Origin of the sequence: Nocardioides sp. InS609-2 (assembly GCF_023208195.1) — a bacterium.
GTDB lineage: Bacteria > Actinomycetota > Actinomycetes > Propionibacteriales > Nocardioidaceae > Nocardioides.
In genome coordinates this window covers 274,948-301,239 of sequence record NZ_CP060034.1, presented here as the reverse complement: position 1 = coordinate 301,239, position 26,292 = coordinate 274,948, and the positions used below count along the sequence as shown (strand labels likewise).

The 26,292-nt window shown below is 67.7% G+C and carries 28 protein-coding genes and 2 pseudogenes; 20 read left to right on the top strand and 10 right to left on the bottom strand.

Annotated elements, in window-relative coordinates; all coding sequences use genetic code 11:
- Positions 1-121: 121 nt before the first annotated feature.
- From H4Q84_RS01650 to H4Q84_RS01640, 3 genes are all read left to right on the top strand, one after another.
- A complete protein-coding gene (locus H4Q84_RS01650) occupies positions 122-697 on the top strand; it encodes an XRE family transcriptional regulator (protein ID WP_282580337.1) in 576 nt (191 codons plus the stop codon).
- Positions 698-1,308: 611 nt separating this feature from the next.
- Positions 1,309-1,674, top strand: coding sequence for a hypothetical protein (locus H4Q84_RS01645; RefSeq protein WP_248581678.1), 366 nt, complete (start codon positions 1,309-1,311; stop codon positions 1,672-1,674).
- A 162-nt stretch (positions 1,675-1,836) separates the two neighbouring features.
- Positions 1,837-2,934 carry an IS630 family transposase gene (locus tag H4Q84_RS01640; RefSeq protein WP_248581677.1) on the top strand — a complete coding sequence of 366 codons (1,098 nt, stop codon included), beginning with the start codon at positions 1,837-1,839 and terminating at the stop codon, positions 2,932-2,934.
- An 815-nt stretch (positions 2,935-3,749) separates the two neighbouring features.
- Here H4Q84_RS01640 and H4Q84_RS01635 read toward each other — a convergent pair.
- On the bottom strand, positions 3,750-4,151 hold the full coding sequence (locus H4Q84_RS01635; RefSeq protein ID WP_248581676.1) for a heavy metal-responsive transcriptional regulator: 402 nt from the start codon (positions 4,149-4,151) through the stop codon (positions 3,750-3,752).
- Between the two features lie 55 nt (positions 4,152-4,206).
- On the opposite strand from H4Q84_RS01635, the gene H4Q84_RS01630 reads away from it, so the two are divergent.
- Genes H4Q84_RS01630 through H4Q84_RS01620 form a run of 3 tightly spaced genes read left to right on the top strand, consistent with a single transcriptional unit; the run spans position 4,207 to position 6,144 of the window.
- A complete protein-coding gene (locus tag H4Q84_RS01630; RefSeq protein WP_248581675.1) occupies positions 4,207-4,506 on the top strand; it encodes a thioredoxin family protein in 300 nt (99 codons plus the stop codon).
- Positions 4,499-4,795, top strand: coding sequence for a phage holin family protein (locus H4Q84_RS01625; protein WP_248581674.1), 297 nt, complete (start codon positions 4,499-4,501; stop codon positions 4,793-4,795). Before H4Q84_RS01630 ends, H4Q84_RS01625 begins: the two co-directional genes overlap by 8 nt.
- Positions 4,792-6,144, top strand: a complete 1,353-nt coding sequence (locus tag H4Q84_RS01620) for an NAD(P)/FAD-dependent oxidoreductase (protein WP_248581673.1) — start codon at positions 4,792-4,794, stop codon at positions 6,142-6,144. The genes H4Q84_RS01625 and H4Q84_RS01620 overlap by 4 nt, the downstream gene beginning before the upstream one ends.
- A gap of 369 nt (positions 6,145-6,513) precedes the next feature.
- On the opposite strand, the gene H4Q84_RS01615 is transcribed toward H4Q84_RS01620, so the two are convergent.
- The 3 genes from H4Q84_RS01615 to H4Q84_RS01605 all read right to left on the bottom strand — a co-directional run bounded on the left by H4Q84_RS01615 (position 6,514) and on the right by H4Q84_RS01605 (position 8,671).
- Positions 6,514-6,915 (bottom strand): AhpC/TSA family protein, encoded by a 402-nt coding sequence (locus H4Q84_RS01615; RefSeq protein WP_248581672.1) that lies wholly within the window; start codon positions 6,913-6,915, stop codon positions 6,514-6,516.
- Between the two features lie 434 nt (positions 6,916-7,349).
- Complete coding sequence (locus H4Q84_RS01610) at positions 7,350-7,763, bottom strand: patatin-like phospholipase family protein (RefSeq protein WP_248581671.1); 414 nt, start codon at positions 7,761-7,763, stop codon at positions 7,350-7,352.
- A 104-nt stretch (positions 7,764-7,867) separates the two neighbouring features.
- Entirely contained in the window at positions 7,868-8,671 is an 804-nt protein-coding gene (locus tag H4Q84_RS01605; protein WP_248581670.1) for a Crp/Fnr family transcriptional regulator, read from the bottom strand.
- Between the two features lie 20 nt (positions 8,672-8,691).
- Here H4Q84_RS01605 and H4Q84_RS01600 point away from each other — a divergent pair, with 20 nt between their 5' ends.
- Positions 8,692-9,234 carry a carboxymuconolactone decarboxylase family protein gene (locus H4Q84_RS01600; RefSeq protein ID WP_248581669.1) on the top strand — a complete coding sequence of 181 codons (543 nt, stop codon included), beginning with the start codon at positions 8,692-8,694 and terminating at the stop codon, positions 9,232-9,234.
- A 242-nt stretch (positions 9,235-9,476) separates the two neighbouring features.
- Here H4Q84_RS01600 and H4Q84_RS01595 read toward each other — a convergent pair whose 3' ends face one another.
- From H4Q84_RS01595 to H4Q84_RS01575, 5 genes and pseudogenes are all read right to left on the bottom strand, one after another.
- Positions 9,477-10,886, bottom strand: coding sequence for an IS1380 family transposase (locus tag H4Q84_RS01595; protein WP_248579608.1), 1,410 nt, complete (start codon positions 10,884-10,886; stop codon positions 9,477-9,479).
- Positions 10,887-10,977: 91 nt separating this feature from the next.
- Positions 10,978-11,553 (bottom strand): annotated as a pseudogene (locus H4Q84_RS01590) (NAD(P)H-hydrate epimerase).
- A gap of 322 nt (positions 11,554-11,875) precedes the next feature.
- Positions 11,876-12,607 (bottom strand): haloacid dehalogenase type II, encoded by a 732-nt coding sequence (locus H4Q84_RS01585; RefSeq protein ID WP_282580300.1) that lies wholly within the window; start codon positions 12,605-12,607, stop codon positions 11,876-11,878.
- Between the two features lie 5 nt (positions 12,608-12,612).
- Entirely contained in the window at positions 12,613-14,115 is a 1,503-nt protein-coding gene (locus H4Q84_RS01580) for a radical SAM domain-containing protein (protein ID WP_248581667.1), read from the bottom strand.
- Positions 14,116-14,123: 8 nt separating this feature from the next.
- A complete protein-coding gene (locus H4Q84_RS01575) occupies positions 14,124-15,317 on the bottom strand; it encodes a DUF3179 domain-containing protein (protein ID WP_248581666.1) in 1,194 nt (397 codons plus the stop codon).
- Positions 15,318-15,474: 157 nt separating this feature from the next.
- Here H4Q84_RS01575 and H4Q84_RS01570 point away from each other — a divergent pair, with 157 nt between their 5' ends.
- The 7 genes and pseudogenes from H4Q84_RS01570 (at position 15,475) to H4Q84_RS01540 (ending at position 19,750) form a co-directional block, all read left to right on the top strand.
- Positions 15,475-15,978 carry a redoxin family protein gene (locus H4Q84_RS01570; protein ID WP_248581665.1) on the top strand — a complete coding sequence of 168 codons (504 nt, stop codon included), beginning with the start codon at positions 15,475-15,477 and terminating at the stop codon, positions 15,976-15,978.
- Between the two features lie 40 nt (positions 15,979-16,018).
- Positions 16,019-16,858, top strand: a complete 840-nt coding sequence (locus tag H4Q84_RS01565; RefSeq protein ID WP_248581664.1) for a cytochrome c biogenesis protein CcdA — start codon at positions 16,019-16,021, stop codon at positions 16,856-16,858.
- A gap of 107 nt (positions 16,859-16,965) precedes the next feature.
- Complete coding sequence (locus tag H4Q84_RS01560; RefSeq protein ID WP_248581663.1) at positions 16,966-17,286, top strand: DUF427 domain-containing protein; 321 nt, start codon at positions 16,966-16,968, stop codon at positions 17,284-17,286.
- Positions 17,283-17,420, top strand: a pseudogene (locus tag H4Q84_RS01555) (hypothetical protein); the annotation flags it as partial. The gene H4Q84_RS01560 and the pseudogene H4Q84_RS01555, both read left to right, overlap by 4 nt.
- Positions 17,421-17,748: 328 nt before the next feature.
- Positions 17,749-18,678, top strand: coding sequence for an NAD(P)/FAD-dependent oxidoreductase (locus tag H4Q84_RS01550; RefSeq protein WP_248581662.1), 930 nt, complete (start codon positions 17,749-17,751; stop codon positions 18,676-18,678).
- A 212-nt stretch (positions 18,679-18,890) separates the two neighbouring features.
- Positions 18,891-19,556, top strand: a complete 666-nt coding sequence (locus H4Q84_RS01545; protein WP_248581661.1) for a Crp/Fnr family transcriptional regulator — start codon at positions 18,891-18,893, stop codon at positions 19,554-19,556.
- On the top strand, positions 19,553-19,750 hold the full coding sequence (locus H4Q84_RS01540) for a hypothetical protein (RefSeq protein ID WP_248581660.1): 198 nt from the start codon (positions 19,553-19,555) through the stop codon (positions 19,748-19,750). The genes H4Q84_RS01545 and H4Q84_RS01540 overlap by 4 nt, the downstream gene beginning before the upstream one ends.
- 112 nt (positions 19,751-19,862) lie before the next feature.
- Here H4Q84_RS01540 and H4Q84_RS01535 read toward each other — a convergent pair whose 3' ends face one another.
- A complete protein-coding gene (locus tag H4Q84_RS01535; protein ID WP_248579429.1) occupies positions 19,863-21,272 on the bottom strand; it encodes an IS1380 family transposase in 1,410 nt (469 codons plus the stop codon).
- 215 nt (positions 21,273-21,487) lie between these two features.
- Here H4Q84_RS01535 and H4Q84_RS01530 point away from each other — a divergent pair, with 215 nt between their 5' ends.
- The 6 genes from H4Q84_RS01530 (at position 21,488) to H4Q84_RS01505 (ending at position 26,268) form a co-directional block, all read left to right on the top strand.
- Positions 21,488-21,769, top strand: a complete 282-nt coding sequence (locus H4Q84_RS01530; protein WP_248581659.1) for a hypothetical protein — start codon at positions 21,488-21,490, stop codon at positions 21,767-21,769.
- Positions 21,770-21,873: 104 nt separating this feature from the next.
- The gene (locus H4Q84_RS01525) at positions 21,874-23,163 is read left to right on the top strand and encodes a bifunctional alpha/beta hydrolase/OsmC family protein (RefSeq protein ID WP_248581658.1); all 1,290 of its coding nucleotides are present in this window, start codon (positions 21,874-21,876) and stop codon (positions 23,161-23,163) included.
- A 351-nt stretch (positions 23,164-23,514) separates the two neighbouring features.
- On the top strand, positions 23,515-24,459 hold the full coding sequence (locus H4Q84_RS01520) for a hypothetical protein (RefSeq protein ID WP_248581657.1): 945 nt from the start codon (positions 23,515-23,517) through the stop codon (positions 24,457-24,459).
- Positions 24,456-24,767 (top strand): hypothetical protein, encoded by a 312-nt coding sequence (locus H4Q84_RS01515; RefSeq protein ID WP_248581656.1) that lies wholly within the window; start codon positions 24,456-24,458, stop codon positions 24,765-24,767. The genes H4Q84_RS01520 and H4Q84_RS01515 overlap by 4 nt, the downstream gene beginning before the upstream one ends.
- Positions 24,764-25,123: a DsrE family protein gene (locus H4Q84_RS01510; RefSeq protein WP_248581655.1), complete on the top strand. Its 360-nt coding sequence runs from the start codon at positions 24,764-24,766 to the stop codon at positions 25,121-25,123. The genes H4Q84_RS01515 and H4Q84_RS01510 overlap by 4 nt, the downstream gene beginning before the upstream one ends.
- Positions 25,124-25,134: 11 nt before the next feature.
- Positions 25,135-26,268, top strand: coding sequence for a radical SAM protein (locus H4Q84_RS01505; protein WP_248581654.1), 1,134 nt, complete (start codon positions 25,135-25,137; stop codon positions 26,266-26,268).
- The last annotated feature ends 24 nt before the right edge of the window (positions 26,269-26,292 follow it).

Sequence of the window (26,292 nt, the reverse complement as noted above, 5' to 3'; positions counted from 1 at the left end):
AGGGCACTCGCGACAACGCTTGTTGCTGATTCTGGGAACCGCGCGGTGCAATGGGGCCATGGCAGCGCTTCGAAACACTCCGACCAACAACGTCCCAACCGGCACGGACCCGGGCGGCCCAATTGCGGCAGCCCTTGACCTGGTTGGTCCCCGACTGCGGCGGGTGCGCGAGCAGCGTGGCGTCACCCTCACCGAGGTCGCGCACTTGACTGGCATCTCCAAGAGCACGCTGTCGCGGCTGGAGAACGGGCAGCGGCGACCGAGCCTGGAGCTGCTGCTGCCCCTCGCCCAGACCTACCGGGTGCCGATCGATGACCTCGTCGGCGCCCCAGACGTGGGTGACCCGCGCATCCGCCTGAAGCCACGGCGCGTCAACGGGCGCACTGTGCTTCCCCTGACCCGACCGGGCGGCATCCAGGCGTGGAAGATCGTCATCCCCACCTCCCAGTCGGAACCGAAGCCGCGCACCCACGACGGGTTCGAGTGGCTCTACGTCCTGTCCGGTCGGATGCGGCTCGTGATGGGCGACCAGGACGTCGTCCTCGGAGTCGGGGAAGCGGCCGAGTTCGACACCCAGGTGCCGCACTGGTTCGGCAGCACCGGCGACGGCCCCGCCGAGGTGCTCAGCATCTTCGGCCGCCCCGGGGAGAGGATGCACACGCACGCACAGACCACGACATCCGAGTCGGCGCACTGACGACGACGAGCGCAATCTGGGGCCCGCCTGGTCCAGCCCGCGACCGTCCCCTTGCCCTACGTTCGTGGGCGCCGAGTCCGACAGCAGGAAGGGGAGCGCCGATGGCCAACCCGCTGGTGGAGACCAAGCTTCTCCTGCCCAGGCCGCGCCGCGAGATCATCCTGCGCCCTCGGCTGGCCGATCTGCTCCGGCGAGCCTCGGAGGCCCCGGTCACTGGCTTGTTGCGTGGGTGTCCCTGGATGAGCGTGACCGCCAGGCGACGTCGTTCTGGACCTACGTCCTCTTGGCTCTCGAGCGTGTCGTTCCGGGTTCGGGTGCCGCAGCGCTGACCTCCTTCAGTCCGGGCAGGCGCCGATCGAGACCGTGTTCGCTGATGTGGTGAACTACCTGAGCGTTCACTCCGGCGAGGTCACCCTGGTCCTCGACGACTACCACCTCGCCGACGGCATCGACATGGCGACCGGGGTGACGTTCCTCGTCGACCACCTGCCGCCGCAGCTTCAACCGGTCATCGGCACCCGGGCCGATCCGGCGTTGCCGCTCTCGCGGCCGAGGACTCGCGCAAGCTCGTCGAGATCCGCGCGACTGAACTTCGCTCCACCCGTGAGGAGGTGTCCAGCTACCTCAACGACCTCGACGGCTTTGACCTCACGACCGCCGACCTCGCAGCACTCGAGGCCCGCAAAGAGGGCTGGGTCGCCGCGCTCCAGTTGGCGGCGCTCTCACTCCGCCACGGCGATGACCCCTCCGGCTTCATCGCCGGGTTCGCTGTCGACGACCGGTTTATCGGCGACTCCCTCGCAGACGAGGTCCTCAGCCGTCAGCCCGACGGGGTACGCCGCTTCCTGCTCGACACCTCGATCCTCGATCGGCTCACCGGCGAGCTCGCGGACCCGGTTGGGCAGCCAGTGCTGCGCGAAGTAGTCCGAGAAGAGAATGGTTCCAGGCGAGGTGTCCCGCTTGATCCCCCGACGTGAGAGCAGCTCCGCTTCCTGAGCGCTTCGCGCTTGGACGTACTCCAACCTGCCAGGAGGACCTTCCGATGGGCATCTCGATACATGCCGCGATACCGGCGCCCTCGACGGCTAGTGGTTCGTGTCGTAACTGTCTAGATGGTTGTGGTCTGAAATCATGGGGGTATGGCGAATCGTCCTGCTCCGGCCCTTGTTCTGCGTGCTGGCGATCGCGAAGAGCTCGAACGTTGGACCCGGGCATCGACAGTGACGGCGTCTGCTGCGAAGCGTGCCCGGATCGTGTTGCTCGCGGACGACGGGGTGGCCAACACCCGGATCGCGGAGCTGGTCGACGCGACGGTGACCACGGTGTTGTTGTGGCGGCAGCGGTACCAGGCCAAGGGGTTGGTTGGTCTGGCTGATCAGCCGCGGTCTGGTCGTCCGCGGACGCTGGACCATCGTGCGATCGTGGCCGAGACCTTGAAGCCGCCGCCGAAGAAGCTGGGTGTCACGCACTGGTCCTCGCGACTGCTTGCCGAGCGTCTGAAGATCAGCAACACCTCGGTCGCCCGCGCGTGGCGGGCCTACGGGGTCAAGCCGTGGAAGGCCGAGTCGTTCCGGTTCTCTACCGACCCCGAGCTGGTCGGGAAGGTCACCGACATCTGCGGTCTCTACCTCGCGCCACCGGAGAACGCGATCGTGCTGTGCGTGGATGAGAAGTCCCAGATCCAGGCTTTGGACCGCACCGTCCCGATCCTGCCCATGCAGGAGGGGCGGATCGAGCGCCGATCCCACGACTACTACCGACACGGTACCTCGACCCTTTTCGCCGCCCTCGACATCGCCACCGGGCAGGTCACCGCGGCACTCAAGCAACGGCACCGACATCAGGAGTTCCTGGCGTTCCTCAAGCAGATCGAGCGGGCCTACCGACCCGTCCTCGACAGCGACGGCGAGCCCGTCGAGCTGCACCTGGTGATGGACAACTACGCCGCACACAAGCACACGAACGTCCGCGCGTGGCTCGAGAAGAACCCGCGGTTCAAGGTCCACTTCACCCCGACCCACGCCTCCTGGATGAACCTGGTCGAGGTCTGGTTCGGCATCGTCGAGCGACAAGCCATCCGCCGCGGAGTGTTCAAGTCCGTCAAAGACCTCAACACCAAGATCCGCACCTTCATCGACGGCTGGAACGACCGCTCCCACCCCTTCGTGTGGACAAAGACCGCCGAGGAAATCCTCAAGAAGGCCAACCGTCCAACAACTTCAAATCCGCGCCACTAGCCCAGGCCATGTGTACTCCTTGATGGCCCTCTGCGTGATCGGTGCATGGTGAACTTCTTCGATTCTGGGATCGGGATGGGGATGGCGGCCGAACGCCGCCAGGGCGCGCCGTCGGAGGGAGAAGCTCCCCGGGCATGCGGTTCCTTGACCATCTGGTCAAGGGGTCTGAGGTGCCTCGGCGCGGGCGTCAAGTGACCGGCCATAGGGGCGGTCGCGCTCGTTTGAGCGCCAGGGAGCCGTACAGAGGGAGCCCCGCAGCGGCATCGCAAATGTTCTGCGACCCATCTGCGACACCACCGGTGACCCACGAAATGGCTAGGTACAGATCGTGAGTTTGTGAAAGAACAGAAACACCCCGCCTGATCTGCGGTTATGCAGACTCGGCGAGGTGTCGATTGTCGGGCTGACAGGATTTGAAACTGCGACCCCTTGACGTTGAGTAGGTGCTCGGCTCGGACTTGTTCTTGTTCGCGGAAACCGACGCTGACCTGCAGAAACAGCGTCATGCGCCTTTGACGTCGCTTGCGCAAACCGGGACGTGTCTGTGCGACCTTGCCAGAGTTAACGACTAGTAGATGTCCAGCGCGCGTGGCTGGTTGCGACTATCGATGGCCCATCGGGGCTACCCAGCGGAAGGCGCTGAGGATCGGTCGGCGACACCAGCACGAGGATGAGCAGTGGCAACGCTGCATCCCGGCCGCCTCAGCGGCGCGTGTCCCGAGCGCCGCGCCGAGGTAGAGCGTGATCGCGATGACTACGCTGCGCCTCATCTCACCGAATGTACTCCCCCGGGCCGGACGCACGTGGCCGTCGGATTAGGCGTCCGGCGCGATGATGTGACAGATCTGAACGTCGGTGCAGTCAGCAGGATCGAGTCGGTCACTGCGAGTGATTAGCCCTTCCAGCTCCACCTCGAGTACGGCGAGCTCACGCTGCCGGGCCCGGATGTCATCCAGCTTGGTCAGGAGCAGGGAATGGACGTGGGCGCACGGGACAGCTCCGTCGCGGCGCAGATCGAGGATGCTGGCCACCTCCACCAGGGTGAGTCCGGCCGTCTGCCCGCTGCGGATGAACGCGAGTCGAGTGAGGATCGAGGCGTCGTACTCGCGGTATCCATTGTGGCCCCGCCGCGGCGCAGGCAGTAAGCCCCGGCGCTCGTAGAAGCGGATGGTCTGCGTCGGCACGCCCGCGGTCTCGGCGGCTTCTCCGATGCGCATGACTCCACTCTACGACTTGACCTTGCACTGCGGATCAAGGTCTAGCGTCGCGGGCATGGACATCACGCTGCTCTACTTCGAGGACTGCCCGAACTGGAAGGTCGCTGACGAGCGGCTGACCGCCATTGCGGCTGAGCGCCCCGATATCCGCTTGACCCGCCACCTCGTCGAGACTCCGGCAGAAGCCGAGCGCACCCGGTGCCACGGCTCACCGAGCATCCTGGTCGACGGCGTGGACGTCTTCGCCGCACCCGGCGCCGAGGTCGGGCTCTCCTGTCGCAGGTACCTCACGCCGGACGGCTACCAGGGCGCACCCACGCTCGCCCAGTTGCGTGCGGTGCTAGCCGATGCGTGACCGGATCGGGACCCTCGGGCCGATCGCCGCGGTCGCCGGAGTCTTCGGTCTCTGCTGCGGCCTGCCGGTCCTGCTGTCGCTGGGGGTCCTGGGCGCGATCGCCGGATGGTCATTGCAGAGCGCGGCCCTGATCGGACTTGGCGTCGCGCTCCTCGCCGTCGGGTTGGCGCGGTGGGCGAAACAACGGCGGAGCCCCGACCTCACCTGTGACCTGCGTTCGCCAAGCGCGCACCAGGCCACCAAATCCCACGGGACCTCCGACGACTCCCCGAAGGAAAGCCACAGATGAGTCAGAGCTACGACCTCATCGTCATCGGCGCCGGCATGGCCGGTGTCGCCGCCGCCAACAAGTGCGCAGCTCAAGGATGGAGTGTCGCCATCGTCGATTCCCTCCCCTACGGCGGCACGTGCGCGCTGCGGGGATGCGACCCGAAGAAGATCCTGCGGCGCAGTGCCGAGATCATCGAGAGCGCGCGACTGATGCGCGGCAAAGGCATCGACGACGCACACCTCTCGATCAACTGGCCCGACCTGATGAAGCACAAGCACGGCTTCACCGACCCGGTCCCCCGAGGCGTGGAGGACGGCCTGACCGGCAACGGTGTCACCACCCTGCACGGCCAAGCGAGGTTCACCGGTCCACGCCAGATCGAGATCGACGGGACCCCCTACGACGCCGACCGCTTCCTCGTCGCCACCGGCGCCCGACCCCGCCCCCTGGACTTCCCGGGCCACGAGCACCTCATCGACAGCACCGACTTCCTCGATCTCGACGCCCTTCCGTCTCGGATCTTGTTCGTCGGTGGCGGTTTCATCTCCTTCGAGTTCGCCCACATCGCCGCGCGGGCAGGCAGCACTGCGGTCATCGTCGACCGCGGCGAGCGCCCGCTGAAGAACTTCGACCCCGACCTGGTCGAGCTCCTGGTCGACCGCGGCCGGGAAGTCGGCATCGACCTGCGCCGCACCACCACCATCGTGGCCGTACAGCCCTCTGACGGCGGCTACCAGGTCACCCTCGAGCACGCCGGCACTCGGGAAACGATCGAGACCGACCTCGTGGTCCATGGCGCGGGACGGGTCGCGGAGCTGGCCGACCTGGGTCTCGACGCCGGCGGGGTCGAGTGGGGCGAGCACGGCATCAAGGTCGCGGACTACCTGCAGAGCACGACGAACCCGGCCCTTTGGGCTGCCGGAGACTCGGCCGACACCGAAGGCATGCCGCTCACCCCGGTCGCGGTCTCCGAAGCCAAGGTCGCCGCCTCCAACATGATCAAGGGCACCACCACCGCCCCGGACTACGCAGGCATCCCCACAGCGGTCTTCACCATCCCCGAGCTCGCCCGCGTCGGCATGCTTGAGTCCGAAGCACGCGCAGCCGGGATCGACCTCGCCGTCCGCTACTCCGACACCAGTGGCTGGTACTCCAACTACCGGATCGGCGAGACGACCGCAGCAGCGAAGGTCCTCATCGACCAGTCCAGCGACCAGATCGTGGGTGCCCACCTGCTGGGTCCCGAGTACGGGGAACTGATCAACACCCTCGGCCTGGCCATCAAGCTCGGCCTCACCACCCGACAACTCAAGTCCGCGACGGCCGCCTACCCCACCGTCGGATCCGACCTTGGATCGATGCTCTAGGACTCCGGCTAAGCACTTCATGATCACGTCCGAGATGTCGCCGCTACCCGCGCGCCCCATCCGCTGGTCCCGTTGCGGCCAGGCGGTCGGACGTCCGGGAAAGCTAGACGAATCGCGCTCATTGGCGCAACGGCCCTGCCTCCTGCGAGCCGGGACTGTGCCTGTGGCCTCCCTTGCAGTTGTCTTGGTCGGTGTCCTTGTCAGGTTTGGACGTGTGCGACACCGAGCGCGCCGGGCCGACCTGGACGACGCCCACCTCCCGGGGTTGGTCGACGAGTTGGTCGGAGAGGCACGCCGAATGACACGAGCTGGCCGTCGTGCTTCATCGGCGCGAGATCGTGCGCGACCCGGCTTATTCCCGAGGCTGTGTCAGGTCATCATCGCGAGTTCGAGAACGGCCTGCTCGTGCTCGTGCATGGCTGGGTAGTCGCCGATCCGATGGCCTCGGTACTGCCAGGAGACGTTGTGGTGCCGGACCAGGATGACCACGCCGGGAGCTTGGACGGTGTCGCGAGTGATGTGCTGGGGCCGGAGGCCCATACGTAGCGAGCGCGTGTAGGCGGCTGCGCCACGGGGGTCCAACAATTTGAGTCCGAGGCGTTTGTCGAGGACAACCGCGCTGCGGAACTGGTGATCGGGGTCGAGGAATAAGGGTACGTCGACGCCTTGTTCGTCTCGCAGCCACCGCGCCTGGTAATCCGCCGATCCCCCGATGGCGGCTAGGGAGATGCCGTGCTCGGACAGGGATGGCGCCAGTTGGTCGAGCTGCATCAGCCAGTCCTGGCAGGGAGGCAGCCGAAGTAGCGGACGAGCTGGACGACGAGAAGCCGACCGGTCACCAGGTTGGCGACGGGGACTGGATCAAGGGGTCCGCGAGCTTACCTTCCGTGATGGCCGTCACGGAGCCACCAACGTTCCCACGCTCAAGCCACATCCTCGTGTGCTCACGGGCTCTTCGAATGAGGTCGTCTGCCTGGCCGAAGTCGGTCGGGGTACCGAGATCAGACACACATGCAGGGCCACCCCCAAGGCGCCTCGTGGAGGCCTGTCGAGAGCACACGCGTATCCGGTCGCGACCACGCAGACCTCATCTGCGCCAAGCTCGACGGCATGTGAGATCGGCGTGTTGTTCACGACGCCGCCGTCCATGAGTGCCCGTCAGTCGACGACAACCGGCGGGAGCACACCCGGGATGGCAGAGCTCGTCAAGATGGCTTCGATTGCGTCCCGGATGAAAGCAGGACTCCCTCGCCGGTCAGCAGGTCCGTGGCCGCGACATGGAGCGGGGTCGCTGCGCTCTCGAGATCCGAGAACCGAAGGTGAGTGCGCAGCAGCCGCCGGAGGCCGCCGTCACTGCCCAGATGGTCGCTTCTTCCAAGAAAGCCCAGCAGTCCTCCCACCGGCCCTGCGGGGAACACATCGGAGCGTCGCAAGGCCCGCCATACGTCGAGGAGATCCTCGATGTCACCTTCGCCCGCGATCCAGGCTCCGTTCACGGCCCCGACCGAGGTGGCCACGATCAGATCCGGGCGGATCCCGGCCTCGCCCAGCGCTACCAGCGTGCCCGCCTGGGCTGCGCCGAGGTTCGCTCCACCGGAGAGCACGAACGCGGTAGTCATCGCCTGCCTCCTCGATCCGGAGGTGGGCACCTCCAGTTACGAGAAAAGCCCGAAATTCACCGCTCGGCGACGCAGAGTGTCACCTTGAAGACACAAGCCGCTGGCTACTGCTCCGTGGTGATGCCTGCGAGCGCCGCAGCGTCGAGGATCTGCACCCGGCCATAGCTGATCTCGACCAGGCCGCCGCGAGCGAACTTGCGGAGCACCCGGTTCACCGAGGGACGGCGAACTCCGAGCAGCGCGGCCACGGTGGTCTGGGGCAAGGACACCACGTCGTCCACGCGTTCCTCCAACAGCAGCTGAGCGACCTGGGTCTCGAGCGGCTGCCCGAGCAGGCTCGTCAGCCGGGAGTGAGATCGCGCCAGACGCTGGGACACGCTTGTCAGCCACCGCCGCGAGACCTGGGGGTGGGTGGCGAGGAGCTCTTCGAAGTGGCTGCGGCTCAGCATGAGACAGGTGGTCTCGGTGTTCGCCCGTGTTTCGTAGGGCATCGGCATGCCGAGCAGGATCTGGATGTCACCGTCGATGTCACCTGCTCGTAGCGTCTGGATGACCATTCGCCCACCAGACCCGTGCACCGCGATCTCCAGGCAGCCCTCACGGACGATGCAAACCGCCGTTGGCACCTCGCCGAGGCGCTGCAGCGGCTCGCCGGCGACCAAGGTTCGTACCTCGATGAAGCGAGCAAGGCCTTCGACGTCCTCGAGTCGTAGCGGCGTCGTCTCCGCATGTCCCACGCACCGTGAGACCCAGAGGGCATCCCGGAAGGATGCTGATTGCTCCTGGCGAATGCGCATGCTTCTCCTGCACGTTTCTTCGAAGGCGATGGTCAACAGTGTCACCGAAGTGACACTCCGGGACGTAGGCGGGACATGAGTTGCTTCTACGTACGTCAGCACCGCATCCACAAACCAGAGGAGAGCCACCCATGGCCCGGATTCCCGTCCACACCACTCAGAGTGCCCCCGAGCAGAGCCGCGACGACCTGAAGGCGCTGGAGGCGAAGTTCGGCAAGGTCATCAACATTCACGGCGGGATGGCCCACTCGCCGGTAGTGCTCCAGAGCTACATCGCCATCCAGCAGGTCATCGCCGACTACGGCTCGTTCGACGCACGCACCCGAGAGGCGATCGCACTGGCCGTGGGCAACGCGGACGAGTGCAACTACTGCCAGGCAGCCCACACCGGAGGCGGCAAGGCCGCGGGCCTCACCAACGACGAGATGATTGCCATCCGACGAGGCGAGGCGGACTTCGACGCCAAGCTCGACGCTCTGCTCACCCTCGCCCGCCAGTACACCACCAACATCGGTTCCGTCGAGGACGCCTCCTGGCAGGCTGCCCTCGACGCGGGGTGGAGCGACGAGCAGATCACCGAGCTGTCCGCGCACGTCACGTTGAACCTGCTCACGAACTACTTCAACCACTTCGTGGAGACCGATCTCGACCTTCCGGCCGCTCCGGCGCTCTGAACGTCGCTTCCACGCTCGAGTCACGGACGGGTGCCGCCCGAACAACGTCGTCGTTCGGGCGGCACTCAATCGTGAGGTAAATCCTTCCCGGCGCGTTCTAAGCCTCGATCCACCGATGGGCAGGGGCTGAGCGTCCGCGGTCGCTGAGGCGGGGTCTTCGAGTGTGTGGGCGTGGCCGACCGTCTGGCCTCGCTGCCAGGTTGTTCCGGGTTGGTCGTTGTGCCGGTGTCGGCTGGGGGTGGTCAGGTCGTCGGTGCCGGTGGTGGTCCGCAGGCCCGGGTGAACAGGTCGCTCCAGGCGGTCTCCCAGGGCCATCCGGTCGGGAGGTGCAGAGTCACTCTTCGTGCCGAGGAGGCGACCCGGGCGGGCACGGCGATCAGCTTGCGGCGGATGGTCGCGGTGGTGGCTTTGGCGAGTCCCGGGCCGGTGATGGTCGCGGCTGCTCTGGTCAGGTTGAACGCTATGACGGCCAGCACGAGCCAGGCGGCGTTCGCTGCGAACTTTCCCGATGGCAGATGCGCGAGGGCGGAGCCCTTGAGGTCGGAGTGGACCTGTTCGATGATCGCGTGGCCGCGGTGGGTCTTGTCCGCGGCCACCGTGCCGGCCACGGCCGGGTCTGTGGTGGTGAAGAAGGCGTGGAAGCGCCAGGTGTCGAACAACGTCTCCTGACCATTCTTGGCGGACGTGTTGAGGTCGGGGATCCGGCGGACCACGAGCCGTCCGGTGACTTGGTCGGCTTTCTTCTTGGAAGTGAACGCGGTGAACGGAATCTCGGCGACCTCGGCGCGGGAGACCCACGTGTTGGTGGGTTCATCGAAGACGGCGTCGGTGTACTCGATGGTGGTCCAGGCATCGTCACCGATGGTGGCGATCGCCGCCTTGACCTTGGGATCCATTCGCACGGTGACCGAGATGTCGGCGCCACCGCGCAACGCCGCGTTGACCACCTCGGCGCCGTAGAACGCGGAGTCGGCTCGCAGCATCGGGCGCAGATCGGACTTGGCGGGCAGTTTGCTGGTGGTCTTCAACGCGTCGGCGACCAGGCGTTTCGCGCCCCGCGGTGAACCACATGATCCCTTCCGGAGCCGGTGGGCCACGATCACCGGCGCGGACTGGCTCGTGGACACGACAGCGAGCAGCGCGTTGAGCCCACGCACGCCGGAGTAGCCGTAGCCAGAGCCCTGCTTGGCGTGCCCGTGGACCTCGACGATGGTGTCGTCGATGTCGATCATCACCCGCTCGCTGGTGTCAGGTGAGGTCACGATCAGCGGTGCCTGCTCGGCCAGCCCGGCCAAGAACCTCGAGGCGACAGCGTCGAGCTGGCGGACGTGGCCGAAGCTGAACGTGCGCAGGAACGAACCCAGCGTCGAGGGCGCGTAGGCGTTCGTGAACACCCGGCCCATCCCGCCGTGACGGAGCAGCGCCATGTCATCGATGCTGTCCGCGCCGGCGACCATCCCGGCGACCAGCGAGGACACCTTCAACCCCGCGTTCGCGCCCTTGTCGGTCGGCACAGTGAGGTGGGCTTGGGCCAGTTCCTGGAGTCCCGCGGATCGGGCCAGCGCGAGGACCGGGACCAGCCCGGCCGACGACACGAGATTGGGATCATCGAACACTGCCGACGTGGCACGGGGCGTGTGGCAAAGTTGCATCTACGAGATGCCCTTCGTCTTGGTGAGAATTGGGACCCTGAAGAAGTCCGATTTTCCCAGCACGTAAGGGCATTCTCACTTCACGACGCGCTCACAACCTCAAGCTCATCGGTGGATCGAGGCTAAGACGCCCCGCGGGGATACCGATATCGGCCACCCAGAGCTCGCCGACCGCGTCCACGTGGAGGCCGGTCTTGGGCAGTGCGAGGGTCACCGTGGTGGTCGCGCGAACGTGGCTCCCCGGGGTGTGGCCGGTCGAGGCATCGATCCCTGAGGGAACGTCGAGTGCCACCACCGGGGCCGCTACGTTCGACATCCAGCCGATCAGGTCGTCGGCCATGCCGCGCGGCGCGCCCTCCAGGCTGTAGCCGAGCAACGCGTCCACCGTGAGGGCTGGCAGAAGCGAGCTCAGGTCTCGCGGGTCGGCGATCCGACCGTTGGTGGCCCGGTAGAAGGCCAGTTGTTAGGCCGGAACACCGGTCAGGCGCCGACTGTCCGAGACCACGAGCGTGACGTCAGCCCCATGGTTGGCCAGATGCCGGGCAGCACAGATGCCGCCGCCCCCGTTGCCCCCTGTTCCGGCGACCACGGCAACGGGACGACCTGCTCCTCGCTCCCCCAGCATCGTCATGCAGACCGAGGCCAGGCTTCGACCGGCGTTCTCCATCATCTGGTGGCGGTTCGGACCAATATCCTCTACGGCCACCCGGTCGACGTCGCGCATCTGCTGCGCGGTGACGGCCGGGACCCTGAGCCCACCCTCGGTGTGAAACCAGTCCATTCCAATCCACGCTTCCTGACGCCCAAACCGAACCGAGGGACCGTTCTCAGGGTCCGATCAACGATGGTCCACCGCGCGGTCGTACCGTCAATCAAGGCCGGCGGCCGACCCCACGGTGGCAACTGGGAAACCCGGTCAAGCGGCCCGGATGTTCCACAGGCAGGGCAGACTCCTCGACCTTCGGCACTGCCGGTGCTGTGTCCTCCGCTCAGCCGAGCTGGTCGGCGAGGTCGGTCAGGGACACCGCCCGGAGGTCAGGGGCGCTGAAGTACTCCGGATAGAGCCCATCAGTACGATTCACCCACGCCGTGGCGAGCCCCGCACGAGAGGCGCCGTCGATGTCCCAGGGGTGGACCGCCACGACCATCGCGTCCTCCGGGTCGACACCACACTCCTGCAATGCATACGCGTACGCCTCGGGGGCTGGCTTCCAGCGGCCCGCGTCCTCCACCGTCAGCAGGCCCTCGAAGTGCTCGCGGATGCCGGCCCGGTCGAACAGTGCCTGGGCTACGGAGGCTGACCCGTTGCTGAGGGTCACCAGCCGGATCCCGAGACCACCCAGTGCCCCGATGCCGTCGGGGACGTCGTCATGCACGGGAAGTCCGGCGAACCCGTCCATGATGTAGGAGACCGCGTCAGCGGCTCCGCGGTTCAAGGGCAGGCCGTGGAGGCCGACCCTCAACGACTCAGCGGCGATGTGGGCGAACGAGTCGCTGGAGTCGACGGCCGCGAGCGCGAAGCCGTCGCGCAGCAACCCCGCGAACCAGGTGGCCGCAAGGTGGGCTGGTGCGCCGACGTCCTTGAACCGCTTCGCCATGGGCGACATGTCCGAGAGCGTCTCGTTGACGTCGAAGATCAGCAGGCGTGGGACTCGGGGACCGTCCGGACTGGCGGGGTGATCGACACTCGGGAGTGATTGGTCCAGGTGTTCGCTCGACATGCCCGTCACCGTAGCCTCAGATCGAAGCCGCTCGTCAAGGAGTGCTCGTCGCCGGCGACAGGCTGTGCGGGTTGCGCTGAGGTCTGTGATTTGGCTGGCCCCGGTGGCTCGACGACGGTGAGCGGGAGGAGTCGACGCAGCTGCTCGTTCTCGCCCGGGTCGAGGACTGAATGCTGGACGCATGCGGGGACGAGCTCGCCGGTCTCTGGGTGCGCCATCGCGTAGGCGCATGCCGACAGCCGCTCCTGAGTGGCTCGGACGGCCGGATCACTCGCGACCAGGTCAGCTTGCATCAGTCGCCACGCGGGAGCGACATCTGCGGCGTCCATGAAGTTGTGCACCACGTAGGTCATCGGCGTGACGACCCCGCGACGCAGGGAAGACCAAACGCGACGGCCCCCGCCGGACCGCTCGACCAGCCGGCGTACCCATGCGACCGCGACCGTGACGTCGCCCGGGTGACGAGCGAGCACGCGCAGCACCTTCACCGCCAGCACAAGGGGCGTCGTGCCACCGAAGTTCACACCACCGAAGTGGGCGAGGGCACGGTCCCTCGCGGCAAGGTCGCCCTCGCTGTCAGGGTCGAACATCGGAACCCAGCGTTCATCGACGCGGATGCCGAAGCCGGTTCGGTTGCAGCGGGGGTCGCCGACCTGCAACGCCTGCCAGGCGACGCGCTGTCCGAGACCGACCTCGAGCTGGTCCCAGACGTCGTCGATGCCGACCGTGCGGTAGTCGCCTCCTGTCCATCGTCGTTCGTCACCGACATGGGCGGCGGGCTGGAAGGACAGCATGGAGAACCCCATGCGGCTCACCTCGCCCACAACCTCGGATACCTGGTCGAGATTCGCTGGAGTGATCGTCATGGTGTGAGCGAGGTAGGAGCGCACGCCGTGGTCGCGGCGCAGGTCGCGAAACATCTCCACGAACCTGGCGCGGAACGGGTTCAGCTCGACCTCGGTCCTGGGCCGGGGAATCCCGGTGCGACCGCGCATGAGCGAGTCGAAGTGGGCTGCGAACGAGAGCCGACCGAAGCGGGGTCGTCCCTTCTCGTCCAGAGCAAGCGCACGCAGGTAGTCGCTGCCGAAGTCGCCGTGGCTCATCGACATCGGCTCACGACCGTGCCTGCGCATCGCCGCCAGCGCTGCGGCGTGGTCCTCGGGGTCGAGGAGGGACACCTCGCCGCCGATCAGCTGGGCGTGCGCTCGCGGACCGCGCTTCGCCTCGAGAAGACTCATCTGGGCCTCCACCTGTGCCACGGTGTGGGCGCCGTCGACACGCACCTTGTTGGCGTCCTTGGAGTGATAGCAGGGCGAGCAGGTCAGGTTGCACTTCGGGAAGACGCCGTGCGTGCCCTCGCATCCCACTGCGTGACGCCCGAGGATCTGTTGGTCAGTCCTGACCCCGGCCGGCAGTGCGGCCCACCGCTCAGCAAGCACTCGTTCGGTGACCGGGTGCACGGGCCGGGTGGCCCGCTCCAGGCTCTTCCACCAGGACAGCTTCCTCATCAGGCACCTCACTGATCAGTCGAGCCGAGCACTTCGGTGTCGACATGGAAACTCGCCCAGGCGAACCAGAACGTGTCGAGGTGCTGGTAGGGCTCGAGCTCGGCTCCCTTCAGCGGTCCCGCGGTGGATCGTCCGAGCACGTTCCAGCTGCTGCCCGTCTCGCGGTCCCGGAATCCGGCACCGTCGGCCTCGAAGTTCAACCGCTCGCCGTCCAGGACCGGAACGAAGACTCCCACCGTCCCGATGTCGGCGCCGCCGGCGATCGTGCCGGCGTCGAGGGCCGAGGCTTGTCCGGGCCGGTGCCAGACGACCAGGCGGCGGCTACCCACGGTCACCTCCAGTGGATCCTTACCTGCCAGAGAGCTGCGTACGACGGCGACGCTGGACGATCCGTCGACCAGACCCACCACCCGCTCCTTGACCAGGAGCCGGGTATCGAGGTCATCGGGCAGTCCGAACAGCAGTCGTCCGTCCGGGTCGTCGTACCCGGAGTACGGGTTGACGCCGTAGCGGCGGTCGAAGCCGGTGTCCTGCGACAGCACCCGGGCAGTCGGGTCCGCGGCGACGAAATCGCGCCAGGCGACGGTACCCATCGGGATCGCCTCGAGCTCGGTGCCGGTCAGGGCGCCGATCGAGGCCTGCCCCGTCAGCTGGGGCCACAGCGATTCGGTCTGCCGGTCATACATCACCAGGTTGTCGGCGTAGAGAAGTCCCGAGGTCCCGAAGGAGAGGACGCCATGGTCGGGCACCGTGCGCTCGAAAGCCACCCCAGAGTTGCACAGGGGGCAATAGGTCACCGCGACGGGCACCCCACCCACCTCGTCGTTCACGATCTCGTGCCAGGTCATCACCCGCAGCGGGTACGCCCGGGTCTCACCGCTCACCGTCAGCGACAGCACGGCTTCGTTGTCCTCCAGCCAGTCGACCTTGTCGGCCCGCTCGAAGGTCGGTGCGTCGATCGCAGGGATGCCGTCTGGCGGCGGGCCTCCTGAGAGGAGCTCGTCGGGGTCGATCAGAGGCGTAGGGAACGCAGGGTTGTCGCGGTCGTCGAGCGCCGACGGCACATCCTCGCGAGCGGCGTCCGCGACCCGGCCGGACGGCTCCGGCCCAGGATCTGTGTGCTCGTCGGTGTCAGCGCTCGAGCAGGCGGTCACCAACGTCAACATGGCGACGACCACCAGGTGCGTCCATCGATGGGCCATCGTCGCCGCCTCCTGTGGATATCCCTCGGAGCCCCCACATGGTGGTTCCTTCACGTCGAGGATTCGCCACATCAGCAGGCAGTTCCGTAAGCCCGGTCACTGAACTGGCCCAGTGGCGTCGGCGACGCTGAGCGTGTCGACCACGAAGGAGTGCGCTGTGCGCTTGAAGATCGCCGCCGGGCTGCTGCTCGCCGCCGTCCTGGCTCTGAGCGGGTGTGCCGCCTCCGGGAGCAACACCGAGAGTGGAGCCCGATCAGGCGCGAGTGCCGTCAGTCTGAAGTTCACCGGGGAGGACATCGACGGCGCGCCGTACGACGGTAAGCAGCTCGCCGACAAGCCGACGGTCCTGTGGTTCTGGGCACCGTGGTGCCCCACCTGTCGGGCCCAGGCCGGCGGGGTCGAGACGCTCGCCAAGAAGTACGCCGGACAGGTCAACGTCGTCGGAGTGGGCGGCCTCGCCGACGCGGCCGACATCCGGGACTTCGCCCGACAGGTCGACGGTCCGATTCACCTGATCGACGAAGAGGGCGAGATCTGGCGGCATTTCAACGTCACTGCGCAGAGCACCTACGTCGTACTGGACGCGGACGGTGTCGTGGTCAGCGAGGGCTACCTGGACGACGCTGCGCTCGCTGACCAGGTGGCGGAGCTCGTGGGCTGAGGTGCTGAGCGCAAGCGGGGCTCTGGCTCTCGGGGCGGGCATGCTCGCCGCCCTCAACCCGTGTGCCTTCGCCCTTCTCCCCGCCTACCTGACCCTGCTGGTCACAGGAGACCAGCCAAGCCGTGCAGTCGCGGTGACGCGGGCGCTGATGATGACCGCGGCGATGACCGCCGGCTTCACGGCGGTGTTCGCCGTCTTCAGCCTGGTCGTCGCACCTGTCGCCAGCTCGGCACAGCGCTATCTGCCGTGGTTCAGCGTTGCCGTCGGGCTGGCTCTCGCCGGTTTGGGGCTGTGGCTGCTTGCCGGCCGCACCATCGCCGTACCACGCACGCGGCCACGCGGGCGGGCACCGATCACCCGCTCATGGGGGTCGATGTTCGGATTCGGGGTCTCCTACGCGCTGGCGAGCCTGACCTGCACGATCGCCCCTTTCCTTGCGGTGGTGGTCTCCGCGTTCCGCGCCGACTCTCTACTCACCGGTTCTGGCTTGTTCCTCCTCTACGCCGCCGGAATGGGCCTCGTGGTCGGGACTGCGGCGCTCGCCGTCGCATTGGCCCAGCAGTCACTCGTCCGCGGCGCTCGCCGCCTGGGCCGGCTCGTCCCCACCGCGGGCGGCGTTTTGCTGCTGCTCGTGGGCGCGTACGTCGCCTACTACGGCTGGTGGGAGATCCGCGTCCTTCGTGGAGCACCCACCGAAGACAAGGTGATCGAGGCCGCGGCCGCGGTGCAGCACTGGTTGGCCAACACGGCCACCTCGATCGGAGCATGGGGGTTCGCCCTGGCCCTGGTCGGGTCGATCACGGCCATCAACCTGCCTCGCATCGGGCGTCGCCTGCTCACGAGGACCCAAACTCGCAGCGATGCCGCACAGGACTCCTGATCGCAACGCGATCCACCAGGGCTCGTCCGTGAGCCCGCTTACGGAACCCCAGCTGACGCGACCCTAGCGTTCGAATTGTTGAGACCCCGAGGCGTGAGGAGCAGCAGATGAGGATGAGGGCGGTCTGGAAGGACGTCGTGCTGGCCGAGAGCGACGACACCGTGGTGGTGGAAGGCAACCACTACTTCCCACGGGAGTCGCTGAATCAGGAGTACTTCACCGAGAGCGACCACCGGTCGGTGTGCCAATGGAAGGGCGAAGCCTCCTACCTCTCGGTGTCCGTCGGCGGCCAAGTCAACCCCGACGCGGCCTGGGAGTACGAGAGCCCCTCGATCCGCGCACGAAAGGTCAAGGACCGAGTGGCGTTCTGGCGCGGCGTCGACATCGTCAGCGTCGACTCGAGCGACTCGAGGTCGAGCAGTTCATGAGCGCCCTAGCTGCCGATGAGACAGTGGACGTGGTGGTGATCGGACTGGGGGTCGCTGGTGAGGCCGTCGCAGGCGACCTGGCCGCAGCGGGACTCGACGTCGTCGGGGTCGAGAGCCAACTTGTCGGCGGTGAATGCCCCTACTGGGGATGCATCCCGAGCAAGATGATGATTCGGGCGGCCGGACTGATCGCGGCGACCTCCCGCGTGAGGGGACTGGCCGGCCAGGCCACCATCACCCCGGACTGGTCGCAGGTCGCCCACAGGATCCGCGCCGAAGCCACCGACGACTGGAACGAAGGGTGGCGGTCGACCGGTTCGTGGGGCACGGTGGCCGCTTCGTCCGAGGCCGGGCGACGATGGTGGGTACGGGTCTTGTCGAGGTCGACGGACAGACATTCGAGGCGCGCCGCGGGTCGTCCTGGCGACAGGCACCACCGCCGCGATCCCTCCTGTGCTGGGTTTGGCCGACACGCCGTACTGGACCAACCGAGAAGCCATCGCGACCGCCACCCTGCCCGACTCGCTGGTGGTCCTCGGGGGCGGTGCGATCGGGCTCGAGCTTGCTCAGGTGTTCACCCGGTTCGGCACCACGGTGACCATCATCGAGGTCGCTGACCGCCTGCTGGCCGCGGAGGAGCCGGAGGCGTCCGCGCTCATCGCCGAGGTACTCAAGGGCGAGCACATTCCCGTGGTGACCGGAGCGACGGTGGACCGGATCAGCCACGACGGGGACGGATTCCACGTGAACCTGGACGGCAGCGACTCCGTCGCCGCAGAGCGGCTCCTGGTGGCCAGCGGGCGGCGAGTCGACCTCGCCGACTTGGGCATCGACACCGTCGGTCTCGACCCGGGTGCCCGGTCCCTGACGGTCGACGACCGGATGCGCGCCGGCGAGCGCCTGTGGGCCGTCGGAGCCGTCACCGGACACGACGCCTTCACCCACATCGCCACCTACCAGGCCACCATCGCCGTCCGCGACATCCTCGGGACCCCCGGCCCCGGCGCCGAGCCTGACGCCGTGCCCCGAGTGACCTTCACCGACCCCGAGATCGGCGCCGTCGGCCTCACCGAGGCCCAGGCTCGCGAACGCGGACTAGCGGTCCGAACCGGCCTGGCACAGGTGCCGTCCTCGGCACGAGGCTGGATCCACAAGGCAGGCAACGACGGCCTGATCAAGCTCGTCGTCGACGCCGACACCGGCCTGCTGGTCGGCGCCACCTCGGCCGGGCCCACCGGCGGCGAGGTCCTCGGCGCCCTTGCGGTGGCCGTTCACGGCCGAGTCCCTGTCGAGCGGCTGCGGCACATGATCTACGCCTATCCCACCTTTCACCGCGGCATCGAGGACGCCCTACGCGACCTCGACGAGCACGCCGGATCGGAATCGGGATGACGACGCGTGGTGCCGGCCACACTGGCGAATCTCCAGCGGCGGCCGATGCCGTCGCCGGCCAGCCGGACTCGGACCCGGACCCCTCGACGTACTGTCTGGTGGGACGACTTGACGATCTTGAACCCTTCGGCGCTCGGCCGTGGGCACCCGGACGTCGTGAGGAGCTGGCCGACGTGGAACGTCGCGCACACGGGTCCGAGGACCCCTGGTGTATGTCCGAGGTCGACATCTTCGCCGACCTCAACGACCGGGAGATGGCGACCATCGCCGCGGCCGCACCGATGCGACAGTTCACCCCTGGCGAGCTGCTCTACTCCCCACCCCAGCCCATGGAGACGCTGTTCATCCTCAAGCAGGGGAGAGTCCGCATCTTCCGCGTTTCCCCCGACGGGCGCGCCCTCACCACGGCGATCCTCACGCCCGGGACCATCTTCGGCGAGATGCTCCTACTCGGGCAGCAGATGCACGACAACTTCGCCGAGGCTCTCGACAAGGTCACGGTCTGCGTCATGACCAGGTCCGACGTACAACGCTTCCTGCTCTCCGACGCACGGATCGCCGCACGCATTTCCGAGATCCTCGGCAACCGGGTCTCCCAACTCGAACGCAGGCTCTCCGACACCGTCTTCAAGAGCGTCCCACAGCGCGTCGCCACCACGCTGTGCCTGCTCGCCGACCAAGAGCCTCGCCGCCTCTTGGGACGGGGGATCCAGATCCACCTCACCCACGAACAGGTAGCCGCACTGGCTGGCACCTCGCGCGAGACCACCACGAAGATCCTCAACGAGTACGCCGTTCAGGGACTGATCCAGCTGGGCCGTGGGCGGGTCACCGTCCTGGACCTGCTCCGGCTGACGAAGGAGACGGGCGAGTCGTGACGTTCCTTTCTTCACTCCCGGACAACGCGAAGCTTCTCGACGTGTTCCGGGCCTACCCCGACACCGCCTTTCCGCTTCTGGACTACCACGAGGCGCTGATGCGTGGGCCGTCACCGTTGAGCATCGCCGAGCGCGAGCTGATCGCGGCCTACGTGTCGGGACTTAACCTCGATCCACCGATGGGCAGGGGCTGAGCGTCCGCGGTCGCTGAGGCGGGGTCTTCGAGTGTGTGGGCGTGGCCGACCGTCTGGCCTCGCTGCCAGGTTGTTCCGGGTTGGTCGTTGTGCCGGTGTCGGCTGGGGGTGGTCAGGTCGTCGGTGCCGGTGTTGGTCCGCAGGCCCGGTTGAACAGTTCGCTCCAGGCTGTCTCACAGGGCCATCCGGTCGGGAGGTGCAGCGTCACTCTTCGTGCCGAGGACGCGACCCGGGCGGGCACGGCGATCAGCTTGCGGCGGATGGTCGCGGTGGTGGCTTTGGCGAGTCCCGGGCCGGTGATGGTCGCGGCTGCTCTGGTCAGGTTGAACGCTATGACGGCCAGCACGAGCCAGGCGGCGTTCGCTGCGAACTTTCCCGATGGCAGATGCGCGAGGGCGGAGCCCTTGAGGTCGGAGTGGACCTGTTCGATGATCGCGTGGCCGCGGTGGGTCTTGTCCGCGGCCACCGTGCCGGCCACGGCCGGGTCTGTGGTGGTGAAGAAGGCGTGGAAGCGCCAGGTGTCGAACAACGTCTCCTGACCATTCTTGGCGGACGTGTTGAGGTCGGGGATCCGGCGGACCACGAGCCGTCCGGTGACTTGGTCGGCTTTCTTCTTGGAAGTGAACGCGGTGAACGGAATCTCGGCGACCTCGGCGCGGGAGACCCACGTGTTGGTGGGTTCATCGAAGACGGCGTCGGTGTACTCGATGGTGGTCCAGGCATCGTCACCGATGGTGGCGATCGCCGCCTTGACCTTGGGATCCATTCGCACGGTGACCGAGATGTCGGCGCCACCGCGCAACGCCGCGTTGACCACCTCGGCGCCGTAGAACGCGGAGTCGGCTCGCAGCATCGGGCGCAGATCGGACTTGGCGGGCAGTTTGCTGGTGGTCTTCAACGCGTCGGCGACCAGGCGTTTCGCGCCCCGCGGTGAACCACATGATCCCTTCCGGAGCCGGTGGGCCACGATCACCGGCGCGGACTGGCTCGTGGACACGACAGCGAGCAGCGCGTTGAGCCCACGCACGCCGGAGTAGCCGTAGCCAGAGCCCTGCTTGGCGTGCCCGTGGACCTCGACGATGGTGTCGTCGATGTCGATCATCACCCGCTCGCTGGTGTCAGGTGAGGTCACGATCAGCGGTGCCTGCTCGGCCAGCCCGGCCAAGAACCTCGAGGCGACAGCGTCGAGCTGGCGGACGTGGCCGAAGCTGAACGTGCGCAGGAACGAACCCAGCGTCGAGGGCGCGTAGGCGTTCGTGAACACCCGGCCCATCCCGCCGTGACGGAGCAGCGCCATGTCATCGATGCTGTCCGCGCCGGCGACCATCCCGGCGACCAGCGAGGACACCTTCAACCCCGCGTTCGCGCCCTTGTCGGTCGGCACAGTGAGGTGGGCTTGGGCCAGTTCCTGGAGTCCCGCGGATCGGGCCAGCGCGAGGACCGGGACCAGCCCGGCCGACGACACGAGATTGGGATCATCGAACACTGCCGACGTGGCACGGGGCGTGTGGCAAAGTTGCATCTACGAGATGCCCTTCGTCTTGGTGAGAATTGGGACCCTGAAGAAGTCCGATTTTCCCAGCACGTAAGGGCATTCTCACTTCACGACGCGCTCACAACCTCAAGCTCATCGGTGGATCGAGGCTTAATGCCTGCGACTACTGCTACGGGGTTCATCAGGTCACCGCTGAGCGATTTGGCATCGACGAAGCGACCCTGGCCGGCCTGCTGGCGGACGTGTCGACCGCTGAGGTCGACGACCGCATGCAGCCACTGCTCGGCTACATCGGCAAGCTCACATGCGACCCGAGCAAGGTCTCCCCTGCCGACGCATGCGCGGTCCTGACCGCCGGCTGGGACGAGCGCGCCCTGCACGACGCGGTGTCGGTCTGCGCCCTGTTCAACTTCATGAACCGATTCGTCAACGGCCTCGGCATCACCGCGGACGACGACTACTCGGACACGTCTGGAACCCGGCTCGCCGACCACGGGTACGCCGGCCTGAAGAAGCTGATGTAGCACCCTCGGCGCGCCCCTCCAGCGGCGCTGGAATCCGCCGCCGCATTCACCGGGTTCCCCTCTCAGCCGCAGGATTCTCCCGTGGCTGAGAGGAAGATCGACGTATGCGCAGTGAGAAGGTCACCTTTCCGGGCTCAGGCGGCACCCAACTGGCGGGGCGGCTGGACCTGCCGGATGCTCGACCGCAGGCGTTCGCGCTCTTTGCGCACTGCTTCACGTGCAGCAAGGACGTGCTTGCCGCGTCGAGGATCGCGCAAGCGCTGACCGGGCACGGCATCGCGGTGCTCCGCTTCGACTTCACCGGTCTCGGCGGGTCCGACGGCGACTTCGCCAACACCAACTTCACGTCCAACGTCGCCGACCTGGTCAACGCGGCGGACTACCTGCGCAACACCCACACGCCCCCCACGATCCTGGTCGGGCACTCCCTCGGCGGCGCCGCCGTCCTCGCAGCCGCCGAAGACATTCCCGAGGCCCGCGCCGTCGCCACCATCGGTGCACCCGCCGGCACCGAGCACCTGATGCACCTACTCGGTGAGAGTCGCCACGAGATCGAGGAATCCGGCGAGGCCGAGATCTGCCTGGCCGCTCGCCCCTTCCGGATCCGCAAGCAGTTCCTCGAGGACATCTCCAACCAACCCCAGGTGGATCGGATCCGCCGGCTGGGCGCCGCGCTGCTGGTGATGCACTCGCCCTCCGACGAGACGGTGGGCATCGACAACGCCCGCATCATCTTCGACACGGCCCGCCACCCCAAGTCGTTCGTCTCCCTCGACGGCGCCGACCACCTGCTCATGCGGGTCGCCGACGCCCGCTTCGCTGCCTCGATGCTGGCGTCCTGGGCGAGCAGATATCTCGACGAGGGCGCCGTGCCGTCCCCCGAGTCAACGGACTCCTCCGCCAAGGCCGAGATCGAGCAGGGGGTGGTCGTCGTGTCCGAGAACGGTCGCGGCCCGTACGGCCAACGCATCACGGCCGGCCGACACCAGCTGAGCGCCGACGAACCAACTCCGGTCGGCCACGACACCGGCCCCACGCCGTACGACCTGCTGCTCGCCGGACTCGGCGCCTGCACCTCGATGACCCTGCGCATGTACGCGACCCGCAAGCAGTGGCCCCTGGAGAGCGTCACCGTCACATTGCGCCACGCCCGGATCCACGCCAAAGACTGCGAGGACTGCGCGACCGACTCCGGCCAGCTCGACCGCATCGATCGGGTGATCCAGCTGAGTGGGGCCCTGGACGCCGAACAGCGCCGGCGACTTCTCGAGATCGCGGACCGATGCCCCGTGCACCGGACCCTGCACTCCGAGGTCAACGTGCGCACCACCCTGGCGTCGGACGACACGCTCCCGGTCGTAGCCGAAGTCCCGACGCCTGGGGCGTCGGCATGACCTCGCTCCCGATCGGCGCGCACGCCCTGCTGTCGGATCGGCACTCCGCCGCCCTGGTCACCGCCGCAGCGAGTTACGTCAACGACGTCGGTCTGCTGGCCGAGAAGGTCGATTCGACCACCGGCGAGCTGCTGGCAACTGCGCCCAGGCCTTCAGCCACATCGGCCTGGTCAACGCGACTTGGGCACTCGACCAGGCCTCCCGCTCCGATGCGATCCGGGGGTGTGAGCCGTGGACTGGACCGTCTACTGGTTCATGCTTGACTGTAAGCCAGGCCACAGACTGCAGCACCTCCATCGCGGTGTGGTGGAAGTCCAGGTCCGCGCACCGCGCGAAAGACGTTGAGACAGGATGATGGTGAAGCAGGCGGCGCAAGCGGGGCTCCGGTGGCTCGTGGGCCCTGCGGTCGACAAGGTTCCCCACGGGCACGCGCGTGCGGCTGCTGCTCTGCGGATGCTGCTCGGCTTGATGTGGCTGTACAACGTTTCATGGAAGCGAGCTCCCGACTTCGGCCAGGACGCGGGCAACGGGCTGTTCAAGGTCACCAGCTACGCCGTCAGCCACCCCGTGCTGCCGCCGTACAGCTGGATCGTCGAGCACCTCGTCCTTCCCCACTTCCAGATCTTCGGATGGGTCGTGCTCGCCGCTGAGACCGCCCTGGCGGTCCTGCTCCTGACCGGCACTTGGGTGCGGGCGGCCGCGACCCTCGGGATCGCCCAGTCCGTTGCCATCGCGCTCTCGGTCGCCTACGCACCCGCCGAGTGGCCGTGGTCCTACTGGTTGATGATCGGCGCCCACGTCGTGATCCTGTTCAGCTCCGCCGGCCGGGTGCTCTCCGTGGATGCCCTGCGCGCAGGCCTGTCCCGAGGCACCACGCTGCTGCGGGTGTGGGGCGCGCTCACGGTGCTCGTCGGTCTGGTCACGGTCGTGGGGTCCTTCGACGACCCGTTGGCGTCCCGTGGGTATGTCGTCGGCTCCAGCGACCCGTCGGTGAGCCTGGGCTCCTACAACGTGCTGGGCGGCCTGGTCCTCCTGCTCACCGGCACCCTCCTGCTCGCCGGGCAGCGGATGGACGCCGTCGCCGGCCGTCGGCTGACGTTGACCGCTGCGGTCCTCGCGTCGCTCGCGGCCCTGTCGCTCTACGTCCAGCTGGGCTTCAGCGACCCGGTGCTCGGCGGGTCCGCGACCTCGGCGGCCTACCTGCTCTGCCTCGCTGCCGTGGCGCTCGCGGCCGCCGCACCGACGACCACAGTGCCCGGCGCCCGGCGTGCCTCGACGCCATCGGAGGCAACGTGAGCATCGAGGTGGTCGACGGCGGCGATCGCGGTTGCGGAGAGCTGTTGCTGGTGCTCGCCGCCCGGAGCCGCACCCTGGCTCCCGCCAGCACGGTCCGCCTCCTGGCCACCGACCCGGCGGCGCCCATCGACCTCCCGGCCTGGTGCCACCTGACCGGCCACACCTACCTCGGACAGGGCCTCGACACCGAGGGTCGTCCCTACTACGACCTCCGGCTCTCGGACGTCGCGCGCAGCACCGAGCACGCACAACCGTGGCGCCTCGATCCCGAGCCGCGCGGGAACCACCACCGAGAGGAACACCCATGAACGGGCTTGTCATCAACCTCACCCACTCCGTCGACGACGTCGACCGCACCAGCGTCGCGATCGTCGTCGCGGGCGCCTCCGTCGCGTCCTCCCAGAAGACGACGGTCTTCCTGTCGTCCGAGGGCACCCGGCTGGCAGCCAAGGGGGTGGCCGAGACACTGCACGAGGAAGGCTTCGCGCCCATGTCGGAGCTGGTCGACAGCTACATCGAGGCCGGCGGGACCTTCCTGGTCTGCAGCCCGTGTGCCAAGAAGCGCGGAATCGGCGAGGACGACCTCATCGAGGGCGCCTCCATCGTGGGCGGAGCCACCCTCGTGGCGTTGCTGGCCGACGGCGCCTCGTCGCTCTCCTTCTGAGACGACCGCCGATGCCGGAGCTCACCGCATCCCCGTCCCCGGGCGCTCCCACCGTGCCGGTCGCGCTGGAGTACGACGGCGGCGACATGGACTGCGGGAGCGGTCTGCTGCTCGCCATCACCTCGCGCATGCGACGCATCGACCAGGGCGAGGTGCTGCTCCTGCACACCCGGGAGCGCTCCGTGCTCGCCGACCTGCCCGCGTGGGCCCGCCTGGCTGGCCACGACCTGATCGCGGTCGTCGACGACGCAGCCGACACGGCACCTGGTCCCTGGCGGCTCTGGATCAAGCGAGGCCGCACGGTCACCGGAGCGCCCGACCGCTCCGCCGCCGCAGACGTCGAGTACTCCTCCGGAGCGCCCGCACCCGTGGGCACCCGCCTGTGGCTGTACTCCAACTTCCACTGCAACCTGGCCTGCACCTACTGCTGCGCAGCGTCCTCACCGCGTGCCGAGCCTCGCCTGATGTCGGTCGAGACCGCGGCGAGCGCTGCTGAGCAGTTCGCCCAGCAGGGCGGCCGGGAGCTGCTCGTCACCGGCGGTGAACCCTTCCTCCATCCCGACCTGGGCGAGCTCGTGGCCCGGACCGCGGAGCACGTGCCGGTCACCCTGCTGACCAATGCGATGGTCTACGCACGGGGTCGGCGCCGCGAGGCCCTAGAGTCCTTCGACCGCGACCGGGTGACGCTCCAGATCAGCCTGGACTCCGCAGGCCCGGAGCTGCACGACCGGCAGCGTGGCGCCGGGTCGCACCGCCGCGCCCTGGAGGGCATCCAGCTGGCCAGGGAGCTCGGCTTCCGGGTCCGGGTGGCGACGACTTACCTGCCCGAGGACGCCCCCGCTGCCGGAGATCTCCACGGCACCTTGGCCGACCTCGGGATCGCGGAGGAGGACCGCCTGATCCGACCGGTCGCCCAAGAGGGCTACGCCGAGGCCGGTGTCGAGATCACCCTGGACTCTGTCGAACCCGAGCCCACCCTGACCGCGGACGGCGCCTGGTGGCACCCCGTCGGTGTCACCAACCGGCACCTGCGGGTGGCCGACGCACCCCTGCCGCTCGCGCACGTCCTCGACGTCGTCCGAGACGTCGTGGCCGTCCAGGCCGCCGCCGGCTCTCAGGGACGTTCGGTCTTCCGCTGCACCTGACTCGTCCCTGAGCCCGTCCAAACG

Excerpts from the sequence above, each read along its gene's own strand:
- H4Q84_RS01505 (WP_248581654.1), top strand. The coding sequence starts at position 25,135 with ATGCCGGAGCTCACCGCATCCCCGTCCCCGGGCGCTCCCACCGTGCCG.
- H4Q84_RS01565 (WP_248581664.1), top strand. The coding sequence starts at position 16,019 with ATGCTCGCCGCCCTCAACCCGTGTGCCTTCGCCCTTCTCCCCGCCTAC.
- H4Q84_RS01575 (WP_248581666.1), bottom strand. The coding sequence starts at position 15,317 with ATGGCCCATCGATGGACGCACCTGGTGGTCGTCGCCATGTTGACGTTG.
- H4Q84_RS01595 (WP_248579608.1), bottom strand. The coding sequence starts at position 10,886 with ATGCAACTTTGCCACACGCCCCGTGCCACGTCGGCAGTGTTCGATGAT.
- H4Q84_RS01625 (WP_248581674.1), top strand. The coding sequence starts at position 4,499 with ATGCGTGACCGGATCGGGACCCTCGGGCCGATCGCCGCGGTCGCCGGA.
- H4Q84_RS01535 (WP_248579429.1), bottom strand. The coding sequence starts at position 21,272 with ATGCAACTTTGCCACACGCCCCGTGCCACGTCGGCAGTGTTCGATGAT.
- H4Q84_RS01620 (WP_248581673.1), top strand. The coding sequence starts at position 4,792 with ATGAGTCAGAGCTACGACCTCATCGTCATCGGCGCCGGCATGGCCGGT.
- H4Q84_RS01600 (WP_248581669.1), top strand. The coding sequence starts at position 8,692 with ATGGCCCGGATTCCCGTCCACACCACTCAGAGTGCCCCCGAGCAGAGC.
- H4Q84_RS01520 (WP_248581657.1), top strand. The coding sequence starts at position 23,515 with ATGATGGTGAAGCAGGCGGCGCAAGCGGGGCTCCGGTGGCTCGTGGGC.
- H4Q84_RS01545 (WP_248581661.1), top strand. The coding sequence starts at position 18,891 with ATGTCCGAGGTCGACATCTTCGCCGACCTCAACGACCGGGAGATGGCG.
- H4Q84_RS01580 (WP_248581667.1), bottom strand. The coding sequence starts at position 14,115 with ATGAGGAAGCTGTCCTGGTGGAAGAGCCTGGAGCGGGCCACCCGGCCC.
- H4Q84_RS01635 (WP_248581676.1), bottom strand. The coding sequence starts at position 4,151 with ATGCGCATCGGAGAAGCCGCCGAGACCGCGGGCGTGCCGACGCAGACC.
- H4Q84_RS01560 (WP_248581663.1), top strand. The coding sequence starts at position 16,966 with ATGAGGATGAGGGCGGTCTGGAAGGACGTCGTGCTGGCCGAGAGCGAC.
- H4Q84_RS01630 (WP_248581675.1), top strand. The coding sequence starts at position 4,207 with ATGGACATCACGCTGCTCTACTTCGAGGACTGCCCGAACTGGAAGGTC.
- H4Q84_RS01610 (WP_248581671.1), bottom strand. The coding sequence starts at position 7,763 with ATGACTACCGCGTTCGTGCTCTCCGGTGGAGCGAACCTCGGCGCAGCC.
- H4Q84_RS01585 (WP_282580300.1), bottom strand. The coding sequence starts at position 12,607 with ATGTCGAGCGAACACCTGGACCAATCACTCCCGAGTGTCGATCACCCC.
- H4Q84_RS01510 (WP_248581655.1), top strand. The coding sequence starts at position 24,764 with ATGAACGGGCTTGTCATCAACCTCACCCACTCCGTCGACGACGTCGAC.
- H4Q84_RS01640 (WP_248581677.1), top strand. The coding sequence starts at position 1,837 with ATGGCGAATCGTCCTGCTCCGGCCCTTGTTCTGCGTGCTGGCGATCGC.
- H4Q84_RS01525 (WP_248581658.1), top strand. The coding sequence starts at position 21,874 with ATGCGCAGTGAGAAGGTCACCTTTCCGGGCTCAGGCGGCACCCAACTG.
- H4Q84_RS01615 (WP_248581672.1), bottom strand. The coding sequence starts at position 6,915 with ATGCAGCTCGACCAACTGGCGCCATCCCTGTCCGAGCACGGCATCTCC.